At 54.5% G+C, this 23,646-nt stretch carries 23 protein-coding genes and 1 tRNA gene; 13 read left to right on the forward strand and 11 right to left on the reverse strand.

Going from position 1 to position 23,646, the window contains the following annotated elements; genetic code table 11:
* Window positions 1–6 precede the first annotated feature (6 nt).
* The 7 genes from ACRBB0_RS11485 to ACRBB0_RS11515 form a co-directional block, all read right to left on the reverse strand.
* Window positions 7–1,218: an acetyl-CoA C-acetyltransferase gene (locus ACRBB0_RS11485; protein ID WP_431374572.1), complete on the reverse strand. Its 1,212-nt coding sequence runs from the start codon at window positions 1,216–1,218 to the stop codon at window positions 7–9.
* A 15-nt stretch (window positions 1,219–1,233) separates the two neighbouring features.
* The gene (locus ACRBB0_RS11490) at window positions 1,234–1,872 is read right to left on the reverse strand and encodes a glutathione S-transferase family protein (protein WP_431374573.1); all 639 of its coding nucleotides are present in this window, start codon (window positions 1,870–1,872) and stop codon (window positions 1,234–1,236) included.
* 361 nt (window positions 1,873–2,233) lie between these two features.
* On the reverse strand, window positions 2,234–3,367 hold the full coding sequence (locus tag ACRBB0_RS11495; RefSeq protein ID WP_431374574.1) for an acyl-CoA dehydrogenase family protein: 1,134 nt from the start codon (window positions 3,365–3,367) through the stop codon (window positions 2,234–2,236).
* Window positions 3,368–3,382: 15 nt separating this feature from the next.
* On the reverse strand, window positions 3,383–3,595 hold the full coding sequence (locus ACRBB0_RS11500) for a hypothetical protein (protein WP_431374575.1): 213 nt from the start codon (window positions 3,593–3,595) through the stop codon (window positions 3,383–3,385).
* 215 nt (window positions 3,596–3,810) lie between these two features.
* The gene (locus ACRBB0_RS11505) at window positions 3,811–5,586 is read right to left on the reverse strand and encodes an acyl-CoA dehydrogenase C-terminal domain-containing protein (RefSeq protein WP_431374576.1); all 1,776 of its coding nucleotides are present in this window, start codon (window positions 5,584–5,586) and stop codon (window positions 3,811–3,813) included.
* Window positions 5,587–5,615: 29 nt separating this feature from the next.
* Window positions 5,616–6,020, reverse strand: a complete 405-nt coding sequence (locus tag ACRBB0_RS11510) for a MerR family transcriptional regulator (RefSeq protein WP_431374577.1) — start codon at window positions 6,018–6,020, stop codon at window positions 5,616–5,618.
* A 264-nt stretch (window positions 6,021–6,284) separates the two neighbouring features.
* Window positions 6,285–6,656, reverse strand: coding sequence for a MerR family transcriptional regulator (locus ACRBB0_RS11515; RefSeq protein ID WP_431374578.1), 372 nt, complete (start codon window positions 6,654–6,656; stop codon window positions 6,285–6,287).
* Window positions 6,657–6,792: 136 nt separating this feature from the next.
* Here ACRBB0_RS11515 and ACRBB0_RS11520 point away from each other — a divergent pair, with 136 nt between their 5' ends.
* The 6 genes from ACRBB0_RS11520 to ACRBB0_RS11545 all read left to right on the forward strand — a co-directional run bounded on the left by ACRBB0_RS11520 (window position 6,793) and on the right by ACRBB0_RS11545 (window position 12,506).
* Entirely contained in the window at window positions 6,793–7,215 is a 423-nt protein-coding gene (locus tag ACRBB0_RS11520; RefSeq protein WP_431374579.1) for a PaaI family thioesterase, read from the forward strand.
* Entirely contained in the window at window positions 7,215–7,733 is a 519-nt protein-coding gene (locus ACRBB0_RS11525; RefSeq protein ID WP_431374580.1) for a PaaI family thioesterase, read from the forward strand. Before ACRBB0_RS11520 ends, ACRBB0_RS11525 begins: the two co-directional genes overlap by 1 nt.
* A 163-nt stretch (window positions 7,734–7,896) precedes the next feature.
* Complete coding sequence (locus ACRBB0_RS11530; protein WP_431374581.1) at window positions 7,897–9,222, forward strand: MATE family efflux transporter; 1,326 nt, start codon at window positions 7,897–7,899, stop codon at window positions 9,220–9,222.
* Window positions 9,223–9,288: 66 nt separating this feature from the next.
* Window positions 9,289–10,533, forward strand: a complete 1,245-nt coding sequence (gene trpB, locus ACRBB0_RS11535; protein ID WP_431374582.1) for a tryptophan synthase subunit beta — start codon at window positions 9,289–9,291, stop codon at window positions 10,531–10,533.
* 274 nt (window positions 10,534–10,807) lie between these two features.
* Window positions 10,808–10,884, forward strand: a tRNA-Leu gene (locus ACRBB0_RS11540).
* 467 nt (window positions 10,885–11,351) lie between these two features.
* Window positions 11,352–12,506 carry a slipin family protein gene (locus tag ACRBB0_RS11545; protein ID WP_431374583.1) on the forward strand — a complete coding sequence of 385 codons (1,155 nt, stop codon included), beginning with the start codon at window positions 11,352–11,354 and terminating at the stop codon, window positions 12,504–12,506.
* Window positions 12,507–12,534: 28 nt separating this feature from the next.
* On the opposite strand, the gene ACRBB0_RS11550 is transcribed toward ACRBB0_RS11545, so the two are convergent.
* The 3 genes from ACRBB0_RS11550 to pth all read right to left on the reverse strand — a co-directional run bounded on the left by ACRBB0_RS11550 (window position 12,535) and on the right by pth (window position 14,832).
* Window positions 12,535–12,915: a DUF2237 family protein gene (locus tag ACRBB0_RS11550; RefSeq protein ID WP_431374584.1), complete on the reverse strand. Its 381-nt coding sequence runs from the start codon at window positions 12,913–12,915 to the stop codon at window positions 12,535–12,537.
* A complete protein-coding gene (locus tag ACRBB0_RS11555; protein ID WP_431374585.1) occupies window positions 12,912–14,078 on the reverse strand; it encodes a serine hydrolase domain-containing protein in 1,167 nt (388 codons plus the stop codon). Before ACRBB0_RS11555 ends, ACRBB0_RS11550 begins: the two co-directional genes overlap by 4 nt.
* Window positions 14,079–14,145: 67 nt before the next feature.
* Complete coding sequence (gene pth, locus ACRBB0_RS11560) at window positions 14,146–14,832, reverse strand: aminoacyl-tRNA hydrolase (protein WP_431374586.1); 687 nt, start codon at window positions 14,830–14,832, stop codon at window positions 14,146–14,148.
* Window positions 14,833–15,045: 213 nt separating this feature from the next.
* Here pth and ACRBB0_RS11565 point away from each other — a divergent pair, with 213 nt between their 5' ends.
* Window positions 15,046–16,929 (forward strand): PhoX family protein, encoded by a 1,884-nt coding sequence (locus ACRBB0_RS11565; RefSeq protein ID WP_431374587.1) that lies wholly within the window; start codon window positions 15,046–15,048, stop codon window positions 16,927–16,929.
* Window positions 16,930–17,720: 791 nt separating this feature from the next.
* Here the strand turns inward: ACRBB0_RS11565 and ACRBB0_RS11570 are convergent.
* Entirely contained in the window at window positions 17,721–18,560 is an 840-nt protein-coding gene (locus ACRBB0_RS11570; protein ID WP_431374588.1) for an alpha/beta fold hydrolase, read from the reverse strand.
* Between the two features lie 106 nt (window positions 18,561–18,666).
* On the opposite strand from ACRBB0_RS11570, the gene ACRBB0_RS11575 reads away from it, so the two are divergent.
* The 6 genes from ACRBB0_RS11575 (at window position 18,667) to ACRBB0_RS11600 (ending at window position 23,636) form a co-directional block, all read left to right on the forward strand.
* Window positions 18,667–19,683 (forward strand): helix-turn-helix domain-containing protein, encoded by a 1,017-nt coding sequence (locus ACRBB0_RS11575; protein ID WP_431374589.1) that lies wholly within the window; start codon window positions 18,667–18,669, stop codon window positions 19,681–19,683.
* 364 nt (window positions 19,684–20,047) lie between these two features.
* Window positions 20,048–21,241 carry a helix-turn-helix domain-containing protein gene (locus ACRBB0_RS11580; protein ID WP_431374590.1) on the forward strand — a complete coding sequence of 398 codons (1,194 nt, stop codon included), beginning with the start codon at window positions 20,048–20,050 and terminating at the stop codon, window positions 21,239–21,241.
* Window positions 21,242–21,488: 247 nt separating this feature from the next.
* Window positions 21,489–21,848 carry a glycine zipper family protein gene (locus ACRBB0_RS11585; protein WP_431374591.1) on the forward strand — a complete coding sequence of 120 codons (360 nt, stop codon included), beginning with the start codon at window positions 21,489–21,491 and terminating at the stop codon, window positions 21,846–21,848.
* Window positions 21,849–21,859: 11 nt separating this feature from the next.
* Complete coding sequence (locus ACRBB0_RS11590; protein WP_431374592.1) at window positions 21,860–22,060, forward strand: hypothetical protein; 201 nt, start codon at window positions 21,860–21,862, stop codon at window positions 22,058–22,060.
* Between the two features lie 28 nt (window positions 22,061–22,088).
* The gene (locus ACRBB0_RS11595; RefSeq protein ID WP_431374593.1) at window positions 22,089–22,940 is read left to right on the forward strand and encodes an SDR family oxidoreductase; all 852 of its coding nucleotides are present in this window, start codon (window positions 22,089–22,091) and stop codon (window positions 22,938–22,940) included.
* Between the two features lie 33 nt (window positions 22,941–22,973).
* Window positions 22,974–23,636: a hypothetical protein gene (locus tag ACRBB0_RS11600; protein ID WP_431374594.1), complete on the forward strand. Its 663-nt coding sequence runs from the start codon at window positions 22,974–22,976 to the stop codon at window positions 23,634–23,636.
* Window positions 23,637–23,646: the final 10 nt, after the last annotated feature.

A 23,646-nucleotide genomic window follows, 5' to 3' on the forward strand; every position in this document is an offset into this window, starting at 1 on the left:
GCTGCCTCAGACGCGTTCGATAATGGTGGCTGCGCCCATACCTGACGCGATACACAACGTGGCGAGACCGACGCCTTTACCGCTGCGCTCCAACTCATCGAGCAAAGTCCCAATAATGATCGCTCCGGTCGCCCCCAATGGGTGACCCATTGCAATAGATCCCCCGTTGACGTTGACCTTGCTGTCATCGACATCAAAGGCTTGCATGAAACGCAGCACCACAGACGCAAAGGCTTCGTTGACTTCAAACAGGTCGATATCGTTGATCGTCATCCCGTGGTCAGCCAAGATTTTTTCCGTCACGGGAACCGGGCCGGTCAGCATGATCGTCGGGTCGGTGCCGATTTTGGCAGTTGCACGGATACGGGCGCGCGGTTTCAGGCCGTGCTTTTCACCAAATTCCTTGTTCCCGATCAAAACCGCAGCGGACCCATCAACGATACCAGAGCTGTTGCCCGCATGGTGAATATGGTTGATGCGCTCAAGATGCGGGTATTTCATCAAGGCGATTTTGTCGAAGCCAGGCATGACTTCGCCCATATCTTTGAACGACGCTTTGAGCTTGGCCAGATCGTCCACACCAGTGCCCGGACGCATGTATTCGTCGCGATCCAGAATGGTCAGACCGTTTTGATCTTTGATAGTGATGACCGACTTGGCGAAACGATTGTCTTCCCAAGCGGCCGCGGCCCGCTTTTGCGATTCAACGGCCAGTGCATCCGCGTCTTCGCGGCTAAACCCGTATTCTGTCGCGATAATATCTGCTGAAATCCCCTGAGGAACAAAATAGCTGTCCATGGCCAGGCTGGGGTCAACGGCAATGGCAGCCCCGTCCGAGCCCATGGCAACGCGGCCCATCATTTCGACACCACCAGCGATATAGGCATCGCCTGCGCCCCCTTTGACTTGGTTGGCCGCCAAATTCACAGCTTCCATGCCTGAGGCACAAAACCGGTTGATCGCCAAACCGGGAATAGATTGATCAAGATCAGAGGCCAAAACCGCCGACCGCGCCAGACATCCCCCCTGTTCCATAACCTGCGTAACGTTGCCCCAGATCACATCTTCAACGGCATGGCCTTCAAGATTATTGCGCTCTTTTATTGCGTTGAGCATTTGCGCCGACAAGCGCAGGCTGGTCACCTCATGAAGGCTGCCATCCTTGCGGCCTTTACCACGCGGCGTGCGGGCGGCATCATAAATATATGCTTCGGTCATTCTTGTCTTCCTTGGTCAAGCACGGTCCGCGGGGGAGCCGGGCATCAAATCATAGGGATGTTTCCAACCGTCCAGCGCCTCGATATTTGAGAGCCAGCGGTCAATTTCGGGCCAGTCCGAGCGGTCAAAACCGAAGGGTTCTGGGTAAAACAAGTAGCCACAACAGCTCAGGTCGGCGTTTGTGACAGCATCGGCAACGATCCAGTCGCGCCCGCGCAAATGATCATTGAGCACCTTGTAAGCGGCACTCAACCGGCCCTGCATAAAGTCGATGACTGGGGCAGGGCGCTTATCCTCGGGAAGGAAATTCATCAAAAAACGGGTCATTCCGGCCTGAGAAGACAATTTGTGATTGTCCCAAAACACCCAGCGCATCACTTCACGTGCGTCTTCGGGGGTGTGGCCCCCAAACTTGCCGCTTTTCTCGGTGATATACATTTGGATCACCCCGGATTGGGCCAACCGGGTGTCCCCATCAACAAGCACCGGGGCCTCTCCCATCTCATTGACGTCTTTGCGGTAGTCTGCTGATCGGGTTTCGCCGTTGAAAAAGTCGACTTTCACCGCTTCCCAGTTCAAACCCGAAAGTTGTAACGCAAGCGCGGCTTTGTAAGCGTTTCCGCTTTCACCAAAGCAATAAAGTTTCATGGTCATGGCGCGTGTCCTCCGATGGCGCTTGTGTCTCGGGTCGGTGCAGGGGGCGCGCAGTCCCGCATCCTTTCTGAGTTTATTTGGCAAGGTAAAGCGTGGCCAAATTGAGAGTTTCTTAAGCTTGTTGTTGCTAAATCATAGCTGTGTTGCAGGCTGGAGAGCTGAGCAACATGCGAGGTGAAGCTCTGTCGCCGCGCTTGGGCCTCGCTTGACGATTGGGCCGGGTGCATGAATGGACCGATTGCTGCCCAGCTGCCGGGCTCGATATGCGGTCTAGGTTCATCTTGCCAGATAAACTCAACGGGGGTCTGGGGGTGAGAAACCCCCAGTCCAATCCTTGCCCCAAAGTCTATTGCTTCAAACCTCAAAGTGCCCTCGCAATCAATTCCTTCATGATCTCGTTTGTGCCGCCATAGATGCGTTGCACACGGGCATCGGCCCACATTTCTCCAATTGCGTATTCTTGCATGTAACCATATCCGCCGTGCAATTGCAGGCACTCATCCAACACCTCACCTTGAGCATCCGTGAGCCAGTACTTGGCCATGGCGGCCTTATCCACTGTGAGTTCGCCGGCAATAAGCTCGCCCATGCATTCATCAAGGAAGGCTCGGCACACCTTGGTCTTCGTCACACATTCAGCAAGTTTGAACCGGGTGTTCTGAAACTGGGTCAGAGGGCCACCAAAGGCCTCGCGTTCTTTGCAGTAGGCGATGGTTCTTTCCACCGCGCCCTCCATCGCCCCCATCGACATGCAGGCAATCACCATACGTTCCTGCGGCAGTTGTTGCATCAATTGGTAAAAGCCTTGGTTCTCTTCTCCACCAAGCAGGTTTTCGGGCGCGATTTCAACGTTATCGAAGAAGAGCTCGGAGGTGTCGGCGGCGTGGCACCCGATTTTTTCCAGATTGCGCCCCCGTTGGAAACCTTCTGCCCCCTCGGTCTCAACGACCATCAAGGACACGCCTTTTGACCCTTTTGTCGGGTCTGTTTTTGCCGCTACGATGATCAAATTTGCGTGTTGGCCATTGGTAATAAAGGTTTTTTGACCGGACAGCTTGTATGCGTTGCCATCCTTGACCGCCTTGGTCTTGATCGCTTGAACATCCGAGCCCGTCGAGGGTTCTGTCATGGCCAATGCGCCGACCATTTCGCCGGAAACCAGTTTGGGCAGCCAGCGCTGTTTTTGATCTTCTGTGCCATATGCCAAGACATAATGCGCAACGATACCTGAATGGATGCCGACGCCCCAACTGGCCAAATTGGCCCGGTTGCTTTCCATCAGAATCACGGCTTCATGGCCAAAATCACCACCAGCACCGCCGTATTCCTCGGGAATAGATGGGCCAAGAAGACCCAGGTCTCCGGCCTGCCGCCAGATTTCCTTGTCCATCTCACCTTGCTTGCGCCACTTGTCATAGAGCGGAGCCCATTCGGTTTCGATGAACCTTTGGGTCATCTCTGCCAGCATTTTGTGCTCGTCTGTCATCCAGCTCATAGATGGATCTCTTTCTTACTTCTTACGAGCTTCAAGCTCGGAATTGAATTGGCGCAGTTTGATCATCAAAACCTCAGAGTCCGTCACGCTGTCGAAATGCTCGAACAAAAACGACAAGGCTTCGCCTTCGTCCAACCCCGCATCTTGAGCGAACTTTTTGAGGCCACGGTATCCGTCTTCTGTCATGGCAACAGGAAATCGGCGGGTCAGGCGAAACCGTTTTGGCATGTCAGATCCTTTTCAACCGCGGTCTGCGGGCGTGGTCATCCAATACCGGTACTAAAAAGGAGGGGAGCATAAAGTGCGACATGTAAAACAGCACCGTCCGAAACGCGTAGGGCCGAAACGCGTCGGGTGAGCTTTGTTTGAGCACTATTCGCATTCCGGTTCCTCCCAAACCCGGTGACATGCGTGGCGAGGCAAAGGCCTCGCCATCACAGATATCAGAACTGATCAGCAGCCAGCGCCATCACAGTGTCACCACCGGATTCGATGCGGCGTAGATGCGTTCCGGTCATCGGCAATTGACGTGCCATATAATAGCGTGCGGTTGCCAGTTTCGTCTCATAGAACGCTGCGTCGTCAGTGCCTTCGGCAAGTTTTTGCGTCGCAGCTTTGGCCATGCGCCCCCACATCAACCCCAAGCACACCAGACCGAACATGTGCATGAAGTCATAGGATCCAGCGAGCGCGTTATTGGGGTTCTTCATACCGTTTTGCATGAAGTACATGCCCGCAGCCTGCAGATCTTTGGATGCGTCTTTGAGCGGGCCAACAATATCGGCCAGAGTGTCGTCCTCGCCGTTCTCTTTGCAAAAGGATTTGACCAGATCAAAGAAGGCCATGACATGTTTGCCGCCATCTGTGGCCAGTTTACGGCCGACAAGATCAAGCGCTTGAACTCCGTTGGCACCCTCGTAGATCATCGTGATCCGGGCGTCGCGGGCGAATTGGGACATTCCCCATTCTTCGATAAAGCCGTGACCGCCATAAACTTGCTGTGCGGCAACCGCATAATCGAAGCCCTTGTCCGACAGGTATCCTTTGATGACAGGTGTGAGCAGCGATACGAGACCGTTGATGTCTTTGTCATTGTTGCGATGCGACTGGTCGAGCATCTGTGCGCCCCAGTAAATAAACGCGCGACCACCTTCGATGAAGGACTTTTGATCCATCAGGTTGCGGCGAATATCAGGATGTACGATCAGCGGATCGGCTGGGCCATCTGGGTTTTTGATGCCGGTGACATCACGGCCTTGCAGGCGGTCATTGGCGTATGCAACGGCGTTCTGATAGGCAACTTCGGCTTGGGCAAAGCCTTGCAGGCCAACACCCAAGCGGGCTTCGTTCATCATTGTGAACATGGCGCGCATGCCCTTGTGAAGATCTCCGAGCAAGAAGCCAGTTGCGTCATCATAATCGAGAACGCAGGTCGAATTGCCGTTGATCCCCATTTTCTTTTCGATCTTGCCAACAGAAACGCTGTTACGATCGCCTAGTGATCCATCGTCTTTGACGATGAATTTGGGCACGATGAACAGTGACACGCCTTTGATGCCCTCAGGGCCGCCGGGAATTTTCGCCAGCACAAGGTGGATCACGTTCTCAGAAAGGTCATGATCCCCCGCTGAAATAAAGATTTTCTGACCGCTGATTTTGTACGTGCCATCGTCCTGTGGCACGGCTTTGGTGCGCATCAGTCCCAGATCAGTGCCACAATGTGGCTCGGTCAGGTTCATGGTGCCGGTCCAGTCGCAATTGACCATTTTCGGCAGGTAGGTGGCTTTCTGCGCATCTGTACCGTGGGCGTGTATGGCTGAATATGCGCCGTGCGTGAGACCAGCATACATATTGAACGCGATATTTGCGGCTGAAAACTGCTCTCCGACAGCGGTCGCAATGAGGTATGGCAGACCTTGGCCACCATATTCTGGATCACAATCAAGCGCGGTCCAACCGCCAGCGCGCACTTCGTCAAACGCGGCCTTAAACCCGTCGGGGGTCCGAACGATGCCATTCTCAAGCTTACAACCCTGTTGGTCACCCACTACGTTAAGGGGGGCCATCACCTGTTCTGCAATTTTTGCGGATTCTTCCAAAATTGCGCCAGTGGTGTCGCGGTCCAGATCTTCATAGCCGGGAATTCCGGCGTTTGAAACGTTCAACACTTCGTGCAGAACAAATTGCTGGTCCTTGGTCGGGGCCGTATATGAAGGCATCTCTCTCTCCCTAGAGTGACCGGCCGGTCTTACCCAGCCGCGCTTTTCTTGTGTTGGACTGTGGCGAGCATCTTTTCGCCCCAAACCATTTGTTCTTTCAGCTCCTCGATGGCGACGTTCAGCTCATCACGTTGATGAACCATATCCGCCAAACGTTGCCGGGCGATCTCATAAGTCTGCGCCAGCTGCGACTGCTGCTGGTCTCCAACATCGTACAGATCAAGCAACTGGCGGATTTCTTCGAGACTGAAGCCAAAGCGCTTGCCTCTCAAAATCAGTTTCAGTCGTGCACGGTCACGTTTGGTAAAGAGGCGCTTTTGGCCTTCGCGAATTGGGAACAGCAATTCTTTCTGTTCGTAAAAGCGCAAAGTGCGTGGGGTTACCTCAAACGCGTCGCACATCTCCCTAATCGTCATTACTCTGTCTTCGCTCATCAGATCATCCTCGGTGGCTAACGATTGCCATGAGGTGCTAAATCTGTCCCTTTCATACAATGGGAAAAACCGTTGACGTAACTCATACGCCGCGTCACTTTGAAGTTGACGTAAGATCAGGCAACGTCAAGGCCTATAAATTGTAACAATCTTCTAATCAGTTGTGGTTAACGTATGAATTGCAAATCTCAACAAAGGGTTAACGCACTATCCTAACGTGTAGTGCGCCCTGTCCTAAAGAGGTGCTTGAAGGAAAGCTGAGAATCAAATTCCCAGATCGGAGGCCACATCATCCCGCAGCGATTTTAGCTCATTCATGGCTTCATCCAGCTGTTTGCGCTGCTCATCCAGCTCACGCATTTGCCCATCGGCCATGTCAATCCAAGCCCGCATCTGCGCTTCGTTGCCTTCTTTTTCATAGATAAGAAGCCACTGGCGGATGTCTTCGAGCTGGAACCCGAATTTTCGGCCCCGCAGAATCAGCGTCATCCGCGCGACTTCCTTGGCCCCATAGAAACGCGATCTGCCTTGCCGCTCGGGCGATAAAAGCTCGATGTATTCGTAGTATCGCAAGGTGCGCGGCGTTACGTCGAACCGCTCACACATGTCTTTGAAGCTAAGACGGGCATCTTCCATAGCAAACTCCCTTGCCCGCAACCTAAGGCTCTAAAATCGCTCTGACAACCTTTGGTGACGCAACGCTCCATTGCGTCAGCCTATTCGCTTGCGGCTGGCGCGGTTGGTGCCCATAAATACTGCAAAGGAGTGCGCCATGACCGTTGATAAGGCCACGATAACCAAGCAGTTCATCGAAGTTATCCCGCATGCCAGGGCGCTCGGGATGAAGATCACGCGACTGGAAGATGGGTTGGCGGAAATCGCTATGCCCTATGATGAAGCCCTGATCGGTGACCCCGAAACCGGGGTGATTCACGGCGGTGCTGTATCGACATTGATGGACACTTGTTCCGGCGCGGCCGTAATGAGCCATCCCAATAGCCCCGGGGGCACGGCGACAATCAATCTGCGCATTGACTATATGCGTGCGGCCACCCCCGGACAGACAATCACCGCCCATGCCGAGTGTTATCACATCACCCGCAATGTCGCCTTTATTCGGGCCAAGGCCTTTGACGACGATTTTGAGAACCCGGTCGCAACGGCGACCGGAGCCTTTACCGTGGAGGCGAAATAATGGCGCGCAGACCCCCTGAACCGGTTCAAATCGTCAAACAGCGCCGCGATTCGGCCCTTGCCGCCTTGGTCGAAGGTGTTCCTTATATGCGCTACCTCGGGATTCAGTTTGAACGCCATGGTGATGAGCTAACAGCCGTCCTTCCCTTCGACGAGAAACTGATCGGGAACCCGCTGTTACCTGCCTTGCATGGCGGTGTCACAGCGGCGTTTTTGGAAACGGCGGCCATTATCACACTGAGCTGGTCCTACCTGTGGGAAGACATCGAAAACGGCAATTTGGATCCTGATACATTGGCACGAGGGGATCTGCCGCGCCTGCCTAAAACCATTGATTTCACGGTCGACTATTTGCGTTCGGGTCTCCCTCGTGATGCCTATGCACGGGCGCGGGTCACTCGGTCGGGGCGTCGGTATGCATCCGTTCAAGCCGAAGCCTGGCAAGACAACAAAGATCGCCCAATCGCCCAAGCCACGGCACATTTCTTAATGCCAAGGCAGAAGGACCATAACACCTAGACGTTGCATGCGAATTCCACGGTTGGGAATTTTCCTTTCGAAAACTCTTGGGCCTGCTTCTTTTGGGCCTTTTTGACTTTTGGGCCTGCTTCATTCTGGAACCTGTCTTAAGGATGCAGCAAGAATTGTTCTCTTGCGCCCCACAAAACAATGAGTGCCCGGCATGTCATCTAGCGACACGATTACCCACGCGCGCATCCTGAAAATTGCGATCCCAATCATGTTGGCCAATGTTGCCGTGCCATTGATTGGGGTGGTGGACACAGCCGTGGTTGGGCAAATCCCGAGGGCGGAACCGATCGCAGCGGTTGGCATCGGGGCCATCGTTTTATCAGCCATCTATTGGGTTTTTGGGTTTCTGCGCATGGGCACGGCGGGGCTCACGGCGCAGGCGGAAGGGGCAGGGGATCGCGGTGAAGTCGTCGCACTGTTGGTGCGTTCTTTGATGATCGGCGGTCTCGGTGGCTTGGCCATGATCCTGTTGTTACAGCCGATCCTTGCGCTGGCTTTTGGGGTTTCCCCTGTTGAGCAAGAGGTCGAAGACCTGTCACGCCGCTATATGCAAATCCGCATTTGGTCGGCCCCTGCGGCTGTGGCCATGTACGGTATCCTTGGGTGGCTCATAGCCCGCGAGCGGGCGCGATCTGTGCTTGTGCTGCAGCTTTGCGTGACATTTATAAATGTCGGCTTGGATTTGCTCTTTGTCACCGGTCTTGGCTGGGGCGTCGAAGGGGTGGCGGTGTCCAGCTTTGTCGCCGAATGGAGCGGATTGGCCCTTGGCTTGTGGCTCTGTCGAAATGCCCTAAAGCATCCATCGGCCCGAGACTGGCCTCGGATCTTTGACACAAGCGCCATGCGCCGCATGGCTCTGGTCAACACCGACATTCTGCTGCGATCTTTGCTGCTTGAGGCGGTATTTCTGTCCTTTACCTTCTATTACAGCGCTGGGCTTGGCACTGTTATGCTCGCCGCTAATCAGGTGTTGATGCAATTTATCCAAGTCATGGCCTTCGCCTTGGATGGGTTCGCCTTTGCCGCCGAAGCCCTTGTCGGACAAGCATTCGGCGCAAAGGCGGCAGGCCGATTGCGCCGCGCAGCTGTGATGAGCTCGCTTTGGGCGTTTATCTGCAATTTCGGTTTTGCCTTGGGCTTTTGGTTCGGCGGCGGGCTAATCATCGACATGATCACCAAAGACCCCGAGGTGCAATCAAACGCCCGGCTCTTCCTTGTCTGGATCGCGATGACACCGATCCTGGGCCTGCCCAGTTGGATGCTTGACGGCATTTTCATCGGAGCAACCCGTACACGCGATATGCGCAACATGATGGTGATCTCTGCGGCAGCCTATTTCATTGCTGTGTCTTTGATGTTGCCCGCGTGGGGCAATCACGGTCTTTGGGCGGCGTTGATGGTGTCATTTGTTGTGCGTGCGCTCACCTTGGGTGCGCGCTATCCAAGCCTTGAGCGGGCGACAGAGGCAGAGGCGTGATTTGGCTCTGGTCTTTGCCCTGCGATTTGCCCTATTTAAGCCCTCAGACCATGTGGGAGAGACGCGATGGATGACCTCATCAACAGCTTCATGACTGGCCCTGACGAAAAAGGGCGTTTTGGCATTCACGGGGGGCGTTTCGTTTCTGAAACCCTGATGCCGCTGATCTTGTCACTTGAAGAAGAATACGAGCGTGCCAAAACCGACCAGACCTTCTGGGATGAGATGGACTTCTTGTGGAAGCATTACGTTGGTCGCCCATCGCCTCTTTATCATGCAGAACGTCTGACAGAACGTCTTGGCGGGGCAAAAATCTATCTCAAACGGGATGAGCTAAATCACACCGGAGCCCATAAAATCAACAATGTGCTCGGCCAGATCATTTTGGCGCGCCGCATGGGTAAAACCCGGATTATCGCCGAAACCGGCGCTGGGCAGCATGGTGTGGCAACCGCCACCGTTTGTGCCAAATTCGGTTTGAAATGCGTGGTTTACATGGGGGCGCACGACGTTGAGCGCCAGGCTCCCAATGTCTTTCGTATGCGGCTCTTGGGGGCCGAAGTTATTCCGGTGACCTCGGGTCGCGGCACGCTCAAAGACGCGATGAACGATGCTTTGCGGGATTGGGTTACCAATGTGCATGATACGTTTTATTGCATCGGCACCGTTGCCGGGCCGCACCCGTATCCGGCCATGGTTCGTGATTTCCAATCCATCATCGGTAAAGAAACCAAAGAGCAGATCATGGAGGCCGAAGGGCGTTTGCCCGATACGTTGATTGCCGCCATTGGTGGCGGGTCCAACGCGATGGGCCTGTTCTTCCCGTTCCTTGATGACAAGGACGTCAACATCATTGGTGTCGAAGCCGGTGGCAAGGGCGTGAATGACAAGATGGAGCATTGCGCATCGCTGACTGGTGGTCGCCCCGGTGTTTTACATGGCAACCGCACGTATCTTCTTCAGGATGATGACGGTCAAATCCTTGAAGGATTTAGTATTTCTGCGGGTCTCGACTATCCGGGCATTGGACCAGAGCACGCATGGCTCAACGATATTGGCCGCGCCAAATACGTCGCGATCACCGACAAAGAGGCGCTGAGCGCATTTCAATTAAGCTGCGAGACCGAAGGTATCATTCCCGCGCTTGAGCCAAGCCATGCCCTTGCTCATGTTATGAAAATCGCGCCTGACCTGCCAAAGGACCACATTATTGTCATGAATATGTGTGGGCGCGGCGACAAAGATATCTTTACCGTCGCCAAACACCTTGGCTTTGACATGTCAGACACCGAAGGCCGCACATCGGATTGATATTTTTGCAAAGCGCAACCGCTTTGGAAATTGGCAAAAGGCGCTTCGGTTCGGAGCGCCTTTTTCATTTGTTGCGCAGGTGGGTAATAATGTTGCGCAGGCGCAACGCCCCTGTGGGACATTCAACCAACCGGTTGAACGACTCATCTCTTGCGGATTATTTCCCCCTCGTGGTCCTGATGGATCAGACCTTTGCGGGCTGAGTTGTTGCTCACCCGGTGCGGTTGGCTCTGCCATTCCCGTATGCCAAGGCTGAGACAGTGGGGTTGCACAGTGTGTTGTAGCTCAGTCAGGTAGAGCAGCGGGGCTAGGTTCCGCAGGTCATGGGTTCGACTCCCGTCAACATATCCACAAACGTAGCTCAGTCTGGTAGAGCCCCAAACTCATAATTTGGTTGTCGCAGGTTCGACTCCTGTCGTTTTTCAAAGCTCTTAAGTGAGCACCGGCCTATCACGCCGGCCCGCGTTAAGCGGTCCAACACATCGGGTTCCGAAACCATCCTCGCGGGGGTGGATCATGGCAAAGGTCACGACCCGCGCCTGACCCAACCCCGCTCAGGCCATTGGCCGGGGATCGGGAGACGTGCCGCCACCTGTTGGCCCGCCACGCCTCAATGGGGCAGGGCGCACCATGGGGTCGCGGCACCGCTCGCCCCATCCTCCGCCACTTGCCTTGGCAATGGGGTGGTTTCGGACCCACTCATTTCACGCTTTGGTAATCGTGCCGGCGCGTCACACCTGCCGCCAATCCCGGCGCAACCCCAAACACCAAAAGGAGAAAACGCGTTTTGCGCGCATGAAGACGTATTGGAGAATATGATGAAAATGTTGATTGATAAGCTGCAAGGTAAGCAGCGTCTCACCCTGACCGAAACGCAACGGGCACTTGTCCTGTTGAATGGTTGCTTTGACTCTGTGCTTGGCCCCGGCGAACACCGGCTGAGTGCGCACAAGGCCGAGGTGATTGTATTTGACCTGACAACTCCCGTTTTCACGTCGCAATATTCCGATGCCCTGATGCGCACGCGGCCCGATCTGGCCGAACCTCATGTGATGGCGGTTGAAACCGGCGCAAATGAGATCGCTGTTCTGAGCCGAAATGGCCGGGTCTGGGACCTGCTTTTGCCTGACAAGCGTTTGCTTTTGTGGCGCGATGCGGGGGACTGGAAGGTCGAATGCATTGCCTTGTCCGACACACATGACGTGCCCAAAGATTTGGTCCGTCGTTTGGGGCAAACCGAACGCGGTCAAGTTTTGATGCGGAATATGACTTGCGTCGAGATTGGGCTGGGACGGGTTGGTCTTTGGTCGATTGACGGAGTGCATCAGACGGTGCTCGAGCCCGGAACGTATTGGTTCTGGCAGCTGGGTCGCAAACATTTGGTTAAGCTGGTGGATACCCGTTGGCAGACCAAGGATGTGACCGGTCAAGAGATCCTGACCAAGGATCGCGTCTCATTGCGGGTCAATCTGAGCGCGGATTTCCGTGTCACGGACCCTGTGCGTGCGGTGTCGACCGTCGGGGATTTTGCCGAATCCTTGCACCGGGCCTTGCAGCTTGCGTTTCGCAAAACCCTTGGCGCGCTGACATTGGATCAGATGTTGGCCGATAAGGTGAGTGTCGATGCAGAAGCCGCCGCCAAGGTGCGTGGCGAAATGGCCGAGATCGGCATCGAAGTGGGCGATATCGCATTGAAAGATGTGATCCTGCCCGGTGAGATGCGCGACATCTTGAACAAGGTTGTTGCAACGCAAAAAGAAGCCGAGGCCAATGTCATCCGGCGTCGTGAAGAAACGAACGCAACCCGTTCGCTTTTGAACACCGCCAAGGTGATGGCTGAAAACCCTGTGATGCTGCGCCTCAAAGAGCTTGAGGCATTGGAAAGCATTGCTGGCAAGGTTGACCAGCTGACCGTGCATAACGGGACAGAAGGGTTGATGAACGGGTTGGTTCGCTTGGCGGATAAGCCTTAAACCAAGGGCGGCGCGTTACGTGTCGCCCTTATTCATTCATCGGCAACGCATGTTCTTGGAGCACTTTGAGTGGAACAATCTCCAAAGCATTCCGATGGGTTGCAGAGAGGTTCACCTTTGGCGCGCACCCTTCGTCATGGGCTTGCAAAAAACGAGCCGCGCACAAGCACCAGTGATCCCCCGGCTTCAATCCAGCAAAGCCAAAATCGGGGCGGGGCGTTGACAGATCATTTCCAACATAGGCCGAATAGGCCAAAAACTCAGCTGTCATAACGGCGCAAACGGTGTGACTTCCGGCATCTTGGGCGCAGGTATTGCAATGCCCATCCCGATAATAGCCGGTCAAAGGATCGTGCGAGCAGGCTTCAAGGGTGCCTCCCAAGGCATTGATAGAAGGTTGTTTCATCATGATTCTCGCTCCTTTAGGTGAGTGGCGATTTTACGAAACATGGTGATGCTATCCTCATTTGCGCCCTCTTCGCGAAAGGCCCGGTCCGCCGCATTGACCGCAATCACAACACCAGCCTCCTTGTTTACATAAACATATTGTCCGTAGATCCCGCGTGCGAGAAATTCACCCGGCTGCGCGTCTGCGGGCATCCACCACTGATAGCCGTATTTTAGGTTTCCGGGTTTGGTTTTCGCCGAAGGGGTTGTGCTTTGCACTGCCCAATCTGCGGGAATGATTTGCCGGCCTTGAAACGCGCCATCGTTGCGAAACATCTCGCCCATACGAGCATAGTCGCGCGTGGTTAGGTTCAATCCACCCAATACAAATGAAACACCGTCACCATCTGTCACATAATGGGGGGCGCCATAAGTGCCGAGGGGGCCAAGAACGTATTCTCCCAGAAGATCCGGGATATCGCGGCCGGTTGCCCCACGAAGCACCATTCCAAGAATATGTGTGTCGATTGACACGTATTTCCATTGCGCACCGGGGGCTTCAAAGGTTTCCGTCAGGCCGGCCGCAAAGCCATCCATGGACCCACCCAATGCCAGAACGCGGCCCATCTTGTTGATGTCACTCCAAAAATCGAGATAGTCTTCGTCAAAAGTGACACCCGATGACATTTGTAAGACATTGAGAATAGTCGCGTTTTCGTAGGCACTGCCTTTGAGCGACGGGGCGTAAGTGGTGACCGTGTCCTCTAGGCTGGCGATATCGCCATTTGCCAGGACAACGCCGAAAAGGGCTGAGAGATAGGATTTCGCGACTGACCAGCTGATGCGGGGATCGTTTTGTCCGGTGCCTTGGTAATAGCTCTCGTAATGGATGTCACCGTCTTTTAGAACCACGATTGCCGTGACAGAGCGTCTGTTCAGCCACTCCTCCCACCCCTGCGGAGGGGTCATGTCTTGGGAAGACAACAGGGGAGTCGGGGTACCGGAAATTTCGATGGGTTTGCTGTGAAACAGGTCAGCCATATGGCTGAAGTTGTGCACGATCTTTTCTTCCGAAAATAGCGTGTTTACCGCATTTAACCGCACGAGTTCTTCTCGTTTCCAAACGCCCAAAGCCACCGCGATTAAAACCAGTCCGGCCAAACCGCGCAAAATTGTTTTCCACATGTGCCACCTCCAAGGGCTTCAGAGTGCGCGCAGCATCACGTTGGGGCAAGCCCTCAGAGACATTTTCCTAACGGAACTTGTCAGCCAGCTTTTGTAGCGTTGATCGGGAATCCGGTTCTGCGGGCGGCGTGATTTCAACCGGTTTATTGGGTTTGTCCTTGGCTTTTGCGGAGGTCGATGATCTCGGTGGGTTCACACGAAGCGCAACCGCGTTTTGAAACCTGCTTGTGTCCCCATCTGCCAAAGATGCGGCACCATCGCTTAGCCCCCAAAGCAGGTCATTCAGCCAGTCATCATCGGCTTTTGCAAAGTCATGCAGGACATAGGCGGACACCAACTCCTTGCGCCCCGGATGTCCGATGCCAAGCCGAATACGTTGATAATTCTCGGTGATATGCGCATGGATCGACCGCAAGCCGTTGTGACCAGCATGTCCACCGCCCTGTTTGACCCGGCATTTCCCAGGGGCGAGATCAAGCTCGTCGTGGAACACCGTCACATCGCCAGCCTCCAATTTGTAAAAGCGCATCGCCTCGCCAACGGATTGACCAGATAGATTCATAAAGGTCTCGGGCTTGAGAAGCAGGACTTTGTCGCCGCCCAGACGACCTTCGCAAATCTGCCCCTGAAATTTTGATTTCCAAGGCGAAAAACCGTGGTCGGAAGCAATCTGATCCAAAACCATAAAGCCGATATTATGCCGGTTTTTGGCATATTTGCTGCCAGGGTTTCCGAGGCCGACAAAAAGTTGCATGGATCGTCTCCGGTTAAATGTCGGCGCAGATATACGACAGGCGCTGTGGGCAGGTAAAGGGCATGCTCTTTTCCAGACCTCGTCGTTAAAACGTTACAAAACCGACATGTCAAATATACAAAGAACCTTCAAACCCGCGCAGGAAAACTGTGCGTTGGGTCACGACGACCGCCGCGCGCCCAGCAAACTTACTGTTAGCAAGGAACTGAAAACATGGCCGATAAAACTCTGGTTGACCTGTCGTGGGACGATTTCGACGAACACCGTGACCCGCGCCCTGAAACAAACCAATTTGATCAAGTGGTCGACCGCGCCGTGAGCCGCCGTGGTTTTCTGGGCGGGGCTTTGGCCTTTGGTTCAGGTGCCGCCGTATTTGGCACGGGTCTGTTTTCCTCAACAACGGCCGCTCGCGCGGATGGCCACATGCATTTCGCCTTCAAGCCAATTGCGACGGCCACAGACGCCGCCGTTCATGTGCCCGAAGGCTATCAGAGCCAGATTCTGGTTCGCTGGGGTGACGCGCTTTGGAGCGAAGCCGACGGCGCTTACAATGGCGAGACCGGTGTGTCCGTTGACATGTCTGACAAGGTTTTTGGCGAAAACACCGACGGTATGGAGCTGTTTGACGTTGATGGCAAAGAAGTCATCACCGTGAACTCCGAATATGTGAACCCAAAAATCAATTTGCCTGCCGCGTCCGAAGGTGTCCCGCAGACAGCTGAAGAAGTTCAGCTGCTTAAGAACCTGCAGGGCGTGACGGTGATGGAAATCGCCAAGGGAGAAAACGGTTATGCCGTTGTCAAAGACAGCCCGCTGAACCGGCGCATCACGCATGAAACCGAAATGGTTCTGACAGGTCCGTTGGCGGGTCACGCCTTGGTTCAAACCAACGCTGACCCAGAGGGGATGACCGTCAAAGGAACTATGAACAACTGTGGGTCAGGTCGCACACTTTGGGACACTTATCTCACCTGCGAAGAGAACTTTAACGGTTACTTTGGGGCCACTGGTGACATGCCAGAGGGCGAAGGCTATGCCCGTTACGGTATCGGTGGCCAAGGTCGTTATGCGTACGAAAAGTTCGATGAGCGTTACGACATTTCTAAAGAGCCGAATGAACCGCATCGTCACGGTTTCATCACTGAAATCGACCCGACAGACCCAACCTCAACCCCGAAAAAGCGCACTGCTCTGGGCCGTTTCAAGCATGAAAACGCATCCATGGCGCATGCCAAGGACGGCCGTGTTGTTGTTTACATGGGCGACGATGAGCGTGGCGAATACCTTTACAAATTCGTGTCTGCTGGTGTTTGGGAAAAAGGCACTGACGGCGGTGATCTGCTAAACGAAGGCACTTTGTTCGCAGCCAAGTTCAACGATGACCAATCTGGCGAATGGCTGGCATTGACACCGGAAACAACCGGCATGGACGCTGCTGATATCCTGTGCTTCACCCGTATGGCGGCCTCGGCTGTTGGCGCGACCACAATGGACCGTCCTGAATGGGTTGCGACGAACCCGATCAAGGTTGAAAGCTATTGTGCTCTGACCAATAACAAAAACCGTGGTGTTAAGCCGAACGCGGGTGGCGATGACACATCGGTCAATGCTGTTAACCCGCGCGAGACCAACAACTACGGTCAGATCGTGCGCTGGACCCCAGCCGAAGAAAATCATGCCTCCGACACGTTCACATGGGATCTGTATGTCATGGCCGGTAACCCTACCGTTTATGACAATGACTATGCTGGGTCTGACAACGTGAACGAAGGCAACATGTTCAACTCACCCGATGGGATGGTTTTCGACAGCACGGGGATGCTGTGGATCCAGACAGACGGGAACTACAAGAACGAAGGCGATTTTGCCGGTATGGGCAACAACCAAATGCTGGTTGGTGATCCGGAAAGCGGTGAGATCGCACGCTTCATGACTGTCCCTTACGGTGCCGAAGTGACCGGACTGTGCTGGAACTTGGACAAGACTGTTGCGTTTGTTGGCGTACAGCACCCAGGTGGCCAGTGGCCGGATGGTGAAGGTAAACCACGGTCTTCGGTGGTCGCCGTTTGGCGTGAAGATGGCGCGACTATCGGCTAAGTCGGTTCTTCGTTTGTCCAAGACAAGATGCGGCTCCTGCTTGGGAGCCGCATTTTTGCATGATGGGGCGGGGGGCCGCGCAACGTCGATGACAATGCAGTCAGAATGCCTCTGAGTTCTGAGCTGGGGGCAAAAGTCGACGGTCGCGACATCCAGTCGAATGGCCAAATTTTTGGAAATCGTCGCTTTATTTCTGAACTTTCATGAATTGCGCCTTGGGACCATTCACAATCGGCTGTGCAGGAAAGTTGAAGGGGGCCAAGCTGGCTTGGAACTCGATTTTCTTTGCTAAGTTGCTGATTGTATGAATTTTCTTCGTCCCGTTGCACCAGGAGTCGAAGATCAAAACCTTCACGCCTTCATCAAGAACGGCATTTGTAACACGATAAAACCAAAGACATATGCTCTGAGTTATTCCGCCTCCGCGTCCATCAGAAACCTTTTTCTTGCAGGTATGGCTCCCTGATGGGGCGGCCTTTGTCTGGCTGGCTATAACCCAAAGTTCAACCACGACTGATGCGACAGCGAAAGGACTGAGCTTTTATTTCAATGTTTTACTTGGGTCTTGCACAAGACAATTAATAGAAGGAACGGACCAACTAACTCAAGCTGAAGGCTGGCGATGGCACACTGGGCCGCATCCGAAACAACTGGCTCACAGGGGACATCCGACAAACTTGATCTGAGAAAGTCGCACCATTTGTGGCTGAAAGACGGGTCGGCGGACAAAGCCGTCGTCATTGCTAAGACGGCTTTGTCTTTATCGTTCGCAGTCTTATCGACTTTAACTGTTACTCAATGAACGCCCTGATCGCTGCGGTGTATTCGTTCGGCGCTTGAAAGGCTGCGAAGTGGCTGGTGTTCTCAAGGATCTGCAATTCAGCAGAGGGAATGAGGTCAGCAATCATAACGGAGTGTTCCATCAGGATCGCCTCGTCGAATTCGCTCTGTACCACCAATGTCGGCACCGCAACCGATTTAAGCGCCTCGGTTCCGCCGGGTTTAGAGGTCCCCCACATGGTTGCGACGCCGCTAAGAAAGGCATCAAACTCTTCAGGGGTTGGGGACATCGCGCCATAGTCAGCTGCCATCATTTCGATATACCCACCGAACACCTCGTTGGTTTCGACGTTCGGATCAATTCCATCCAACGTCACATTTCCGGCGTGTGCAAAGTGGCTCGCCAGGCGTTCTGGGTGGGTTTGCGATAGGACGTAACCGATATTCGCACCATCTGACCAACCCACAAGATGCACCTTGTCGACGTTCAACTGATCAAGAAGCGCCAGATAATCAGCGGCCAGCAAATCATAGCTATAGTCGCTTCCGTCGTTCGTGGAACGGCCATGCCCACGCGTATCGGCAACGATCACTTTGTGATCCGTCATCAAATCAGCAACTTGTGCGCTCCAGATGTCGGCATGTGCCAGCCCGCCGTGGATCATCAGGATCGGCGTTCCATCATCGTCCCCATATACGGCGTGATACATCTCAATCCCGTTGAGGGTACTTGTGCCGCTGCTTGCCGCTTCCGGCATTGCAGGTGCGGCCGGAATCGACATCCAGCGATCCTCAGCATGAACGGCGCTTGCGACGAAAAACGCAGCAAGGGTCAGTATTTTTGAAAACATTTTGCTCTCCAACCTTGTGTGTGTCCTAATGGACCTGATCCAAGGTTAAGCCGGAACCAGACTTGGCCGTTATGCACGAAACGCAAACCTTTCACATGAGGTGATTTTGGAAAATTACGCAATATCAACACGTTGGTTTCCTACCTATGGGTATTGCGAAGGTCAGGCTGGGCTTTGCGACCAAGTGTACCAGGATTTCGACCAGCAGGCCGAACAGCTTTCCGGGCACGATCAAAGCTATCTGCAACTGACGCCAGGTGCTTTTCACGGGCGGTTTTTGTCTGCCTTTTTAGGGCCGGATGTTTCGGTTCATCTGGAATTTTGCAATCAGGCGCTTGAAGAGGAGGTCTGTGGATCACCGGACCATTATACTTTCGGTGTGATACTTGAGGAAGCCGCCGGGTTCACAAGTAAGGGGCGGTGCTTCAGTGACAGTGATGTCTTTTTGCTGCCACCGAATGGGAACCTTCATTTTATCAGCCCGAACTGCGGGGTCGTCATGGCAATCGCGATCAAAAAAAGTCTCTTTCTGAACCAGCCCGTGATTTCGCCAGCCATGATGGACTGGGTTCTGAAGTTGGACAGCAACATTGGAATTCTTCATGCCAAGACATTCGCACAACGGGTGCGCGAAGACGCATTGACCGCAATCGAAGGTCTCGCACAAAATAACAGCCCGGCCTCTTGCGCACTGATTGGTCAAGCGCTGGTGGCCAGTATCACTTCGCGGCTTGCTTTGGAATGGAACGACACGATCAGCGGGGACGGCGCAGCCGAGGACCAAGTTTACGCGCGATTTGATCTGTGTCGGCGTTGGCTGCGCGAAAACGAAACACTGCTGGTGAACAACGATGATATTTTCGATATCACCCACGCGTCCCGGCGATCCGTTGAACACTCCTTCTCCAGATATGTCTCAATGGGGCCGTTGACCTATATGCGCGTTGTCCGACTGCACAATGTTCGGCGGGTGATCCTTGATGCGTCTTTTCAAGACCACTCCATCGGGGACATTGCGGCAAGGCACGGATTTTGGGATTGGAGCCGGTTCACAAATCAATACCACCGTCAGTTCGGCGAGCTGCCCTCAACCACCCGCATGTCCTTAGGGCAAACACGTTAGGTCATTTCGGGCTCACTCCGGCCATCCGACAAGTTTAGTGGGTCAAATCGATGGTTTTTCGTGTCGAAGGTCTGCTATGCGGGACAAGGCTTTCGTTCGAGGGTATTGAGTGTATAGCCGACGATGCGCCCACCTTGTTGTTTGAGAACTGACGGCAGGAATACCGATCCATTCGCTGACATCCTCAGGCTGCACACGCCCGGCCGCAAGACCGATAGTGACGATCCAGATCATCACAAGCGTCGACACACTGGGCACGGGCTTGGCATTAAAAACTATCCTCACTTTACAAAGGGCTGACGAAACGCCGCTGCCTTTTATTTTCCGATGCAGGTGTTAGAAAGACGTCAAGTGGGGGCGCGGGATGATGGAAATTAGCGAAAGTCTCTATTCGGAACATCTCGGCGTGGCCGGTGCCTTGGCCGTATCGGCATTTGTTTTCCTGGGTTTGATGCTCCGATTGCGCGAGACACCGCAGCCTCGCATGCACATCTGGGCCATGATCGCGTTTTTTACGGTTAACATATGCGACGGGCTGAACTCATTTGCCTATTCCGATACCTTCAATGGCCCGCCTGCGCTCTACCGGTGGAACGATGTCATTATCCCCGGGTTCATGGTTGCACTTTATTTCTATGTGAGGGCACTCACCAGTGCTGCGCCCAAGCTGTTCGCGGTCGACCTGGTCCATCTCTTGCCCTTTCTTGCAGGGTTTCTTTGCCTTGCCCCAGCCTTGCTCTTGTCAGGAGAGGTGCGGCTCGGCCTCGTCGAGGGTGAAGTCACAGATGGACACGCGGCGCTCGTCGACATTGGCGAGACGGCGTTCTGGATTGTTTGGGTGGTCACATTAGCGGTTTACGGGGCGATTTGTATTCGACGGCTGATCCTGCACAAGCGTAACATTCGCGATGTGTTTTCTGACCTCGAAGGCAAAACCCTGCGCTGGCTTGACGGTTTGGTCGCGACCATTCTGATCATCGCACTGATTGTCATCATCGACGAAATTGGACAATTGGTGGGGCAGAGGCCCCTGCGTGACGGCATCTGGTCGTTGTTATTTGATGTGATCATGCCCGTTTCGTTCGGCATTTTTGCCTTGCGGGCGAACCCGCCATTGCCTGAGTGGACCGAAGCCGTCCTGGAAGATGTCCCTCGGCCGGAAGAACCAGATCCGCAAGACAAACCATCGTCGCGCTATGCTCGGTCCGGTTTAACGGAGGCGGACGTTGATCGATTTGCAGCTCGTTTGGAGAAACGGATGGCGGATGGGCAACTTTGGCGCGATCACGGGCTTAACCTCCGCGGGCTCGCGTCGCAAATCGCGATCCCACCCATTCACCTGTCCGAAGTCCTCAATACCAAAGTCGGCATGTCGTTCTATGACTACGTCAACCAATGCCGTATCCGCGATGCCTGTGACCTGCTGATCCACAGCAATGATACCATCATCGAGATCAGCGAGACCGTAGGCTTCAACGCGAAATCGACCTTCAACACGAGCTTCAAAAAGATTACTGACCAAACGCCCTCGCAATGGCGGGCGGCCCATAAGCCATAGGCAGGGACGCAAACGTTCGGATGCGCTGGCCGAACGGGCTCGGCGCTGCAAAATCACCCGAATGTAAGCGTCTGAAGTAAAAGTACAAAAACATGTAACTGGTTCGATCCAGTTTGTTCGAACGTTCGGGCCACCCTGTTCGGTCGCGGAAGGCATCGGGCCGCCGCTACCCCTTTTCATATCGCCAATGCGCTGTTGGGAACATCCGGCAGGCGTGGTTGCCAATATGTTGAAAAGGACCTGACTTATGAAACATCTGATCGTACTTCCCGCCGTCCTTGTCGTCGCCGCATGCGCCGACAGTGGGGCAAGTTATCAACCCATTCTGGATGGGCCGCCATCTGCGGCCTTCCAATCTGATCTTGCCGCTTGCCAATCGCTGGCTCGCAATCAGAAACAGTTTGACCAAGAAACCCTTGGTGCTGCTGTCGTCGGGGGCGGTGCTGGCGCGGTCCTCGGTGAGCTTGATGAAGATGGCGATGCTTTGAGCGGGGCCATCGTCGGTGCAATTGCAGGAGGTGCCGCCGGTGCCGTCAACGCGAGCGAGCGGCGTGAATCTATTGTCGTGGAATGCCTACGTAACCGTGGCCACCGCGTCGTCGGGTAAGGCGAAACATCATGGTTGACATCATTCGCCTTCGAGAGCGCCGGTTCAACGCGCTCTATCTACTCCTCACAGGGGCGGCTCATCACGAGCTGCCCATACCCTACCAAGTCTCAGACAAGCCGAAAAAATATGTCGGATTACCGGAGCAACACCGACGCAGTCAGACGATCGCTCGGCTTGAGACGATTACAACCAAACCACTTGGTCTGTAGCAGCGCGCCAAAACAAGGAGACCCCACAATGAAGCGTGTTTTTATCGCAGGAGCGACCGGCTATCTGGGTCAATTCATCTGCAAGGAATATCAAACCCGCGGTTGGCATGTCACCGCGTTGGTGCGCAAGTCCAACAAGGATGTTCACCTGGCGGCGGATCGGATAGTTGAGGCAGAGGCTACATGGCCTGAGACCCTAATTGGGACCATGAAAGATGTTGATTTGGTGGTGTCGGCCTTGGGAATCACACGTCAGGCGGACGGTGTTGGATATTGGGAAGTGGATTATCAGGCCAATGTGAACCTGTTGGAAGAAGCGCTCCGCAGCAATGTCACGCGCTTTGCTTTTGTCCATGTCTTGAATGCGGATCGGATGGAAAGCGTGCCCCTCGTTGCGGCAAAAGCGGCCTTTGTGCGCAAGCTTCGATCCGCAGATATTCAAACCAGCGTCATCGCACCTACCGGTTATTTTTCTGATATGGGTGATTTCCTGAAAATGGCGATGGCCGGTCGCGTCTGGTTGTTTGGAAGCGGACAACAAAGGATAAACCCAATCCATGGGGCCGACCTCGCCGCCGCGCTTTTCAACGCGGTGCAAGATGGTGCTGCCTTGGCAGAGATCGGCGGGCCGGATACGTTTACACAGAACGACTTGGCGAAGCTTTGTTTCGAAACCCTGGGCACGCCCCCCCGCATCACGCATCTTCCGGACGTTCTACGGCGGGGGGCATTGCATCTTTTGCCGCGCCTTGCACCACGCAGGATTGCAGGGCCCGCGCAGTTCTTCTTGACTGCGGGGGCGATGAATATGACAGCCCCACCTTCAGGGACACGCAAGCTGGTAGATCATTTCAAATCATTGGTGGACCGTTCCAACTGATTCAATAACCGGACAATCTAATCGGAGGCTAACATGACACTTCAAACACTCGGCGGCCTTGCTGCTTTCACATGCGCGGCAACCTATCTGTTCGGGTTCACATTGCTCGTAACGCTGCTTGCACCCTTGGGCTTTGGTTCGAGCGACATCGACGCCCATGCCGTTGTCGGCTTTATCGAGGCCAATCCCGCAATTCTGATTTTGTGGAATACGGTGATCTACATCCTGAATGCGCTTGCGCTGGCTGTTCTTGTTGTCGCCATTCACGCAAGGCTGCGCCTGAAAACTCCGGGTTGGGCGGCGGTGACCCGCGCGTTCGGTCTCATCTGGGCGACCCTTGTGATCGGGGCAGGGATGATTGCCAATGTCGCCGTGGAACAGGCAGCCCGACTAGCGCCGGTTGATCTCGATCGTGCGGTCATGCTTTGGGAGACGCTGCACGCGGTCGAACTGGGCTTGGGCGGCGGGAATGAGATTGCAGGCGGCGTCTGGATCGGCTGCGTCAGCATCGCAGGATTGATCGCGCGCAGCCTTGGCAAAGTGACTGTCGTCGTTGGTTTGTTGACTGGTTCCGGTGGGTTGCTGACGCTGTTTCCCGCGATCGGAGACATTGCCGGCGCGGTCTTTGGGCTCAGCGGGATTGCATGGTTTATTGCGGTTGGTCTGGCGCTGGCTTTGCGCCGCGGCGACGCTTGAGTGTTCCAAG

Origin of the sequence: Pelagimonas sp. (genome assembly GCF_050633425.1) — a bacterium.
Lineage (GTDB): Bacteria > Pseudomonadota > Alphaproteobacteria > Rhodobacterales > Rhodobacteraceae > Pelagimonas.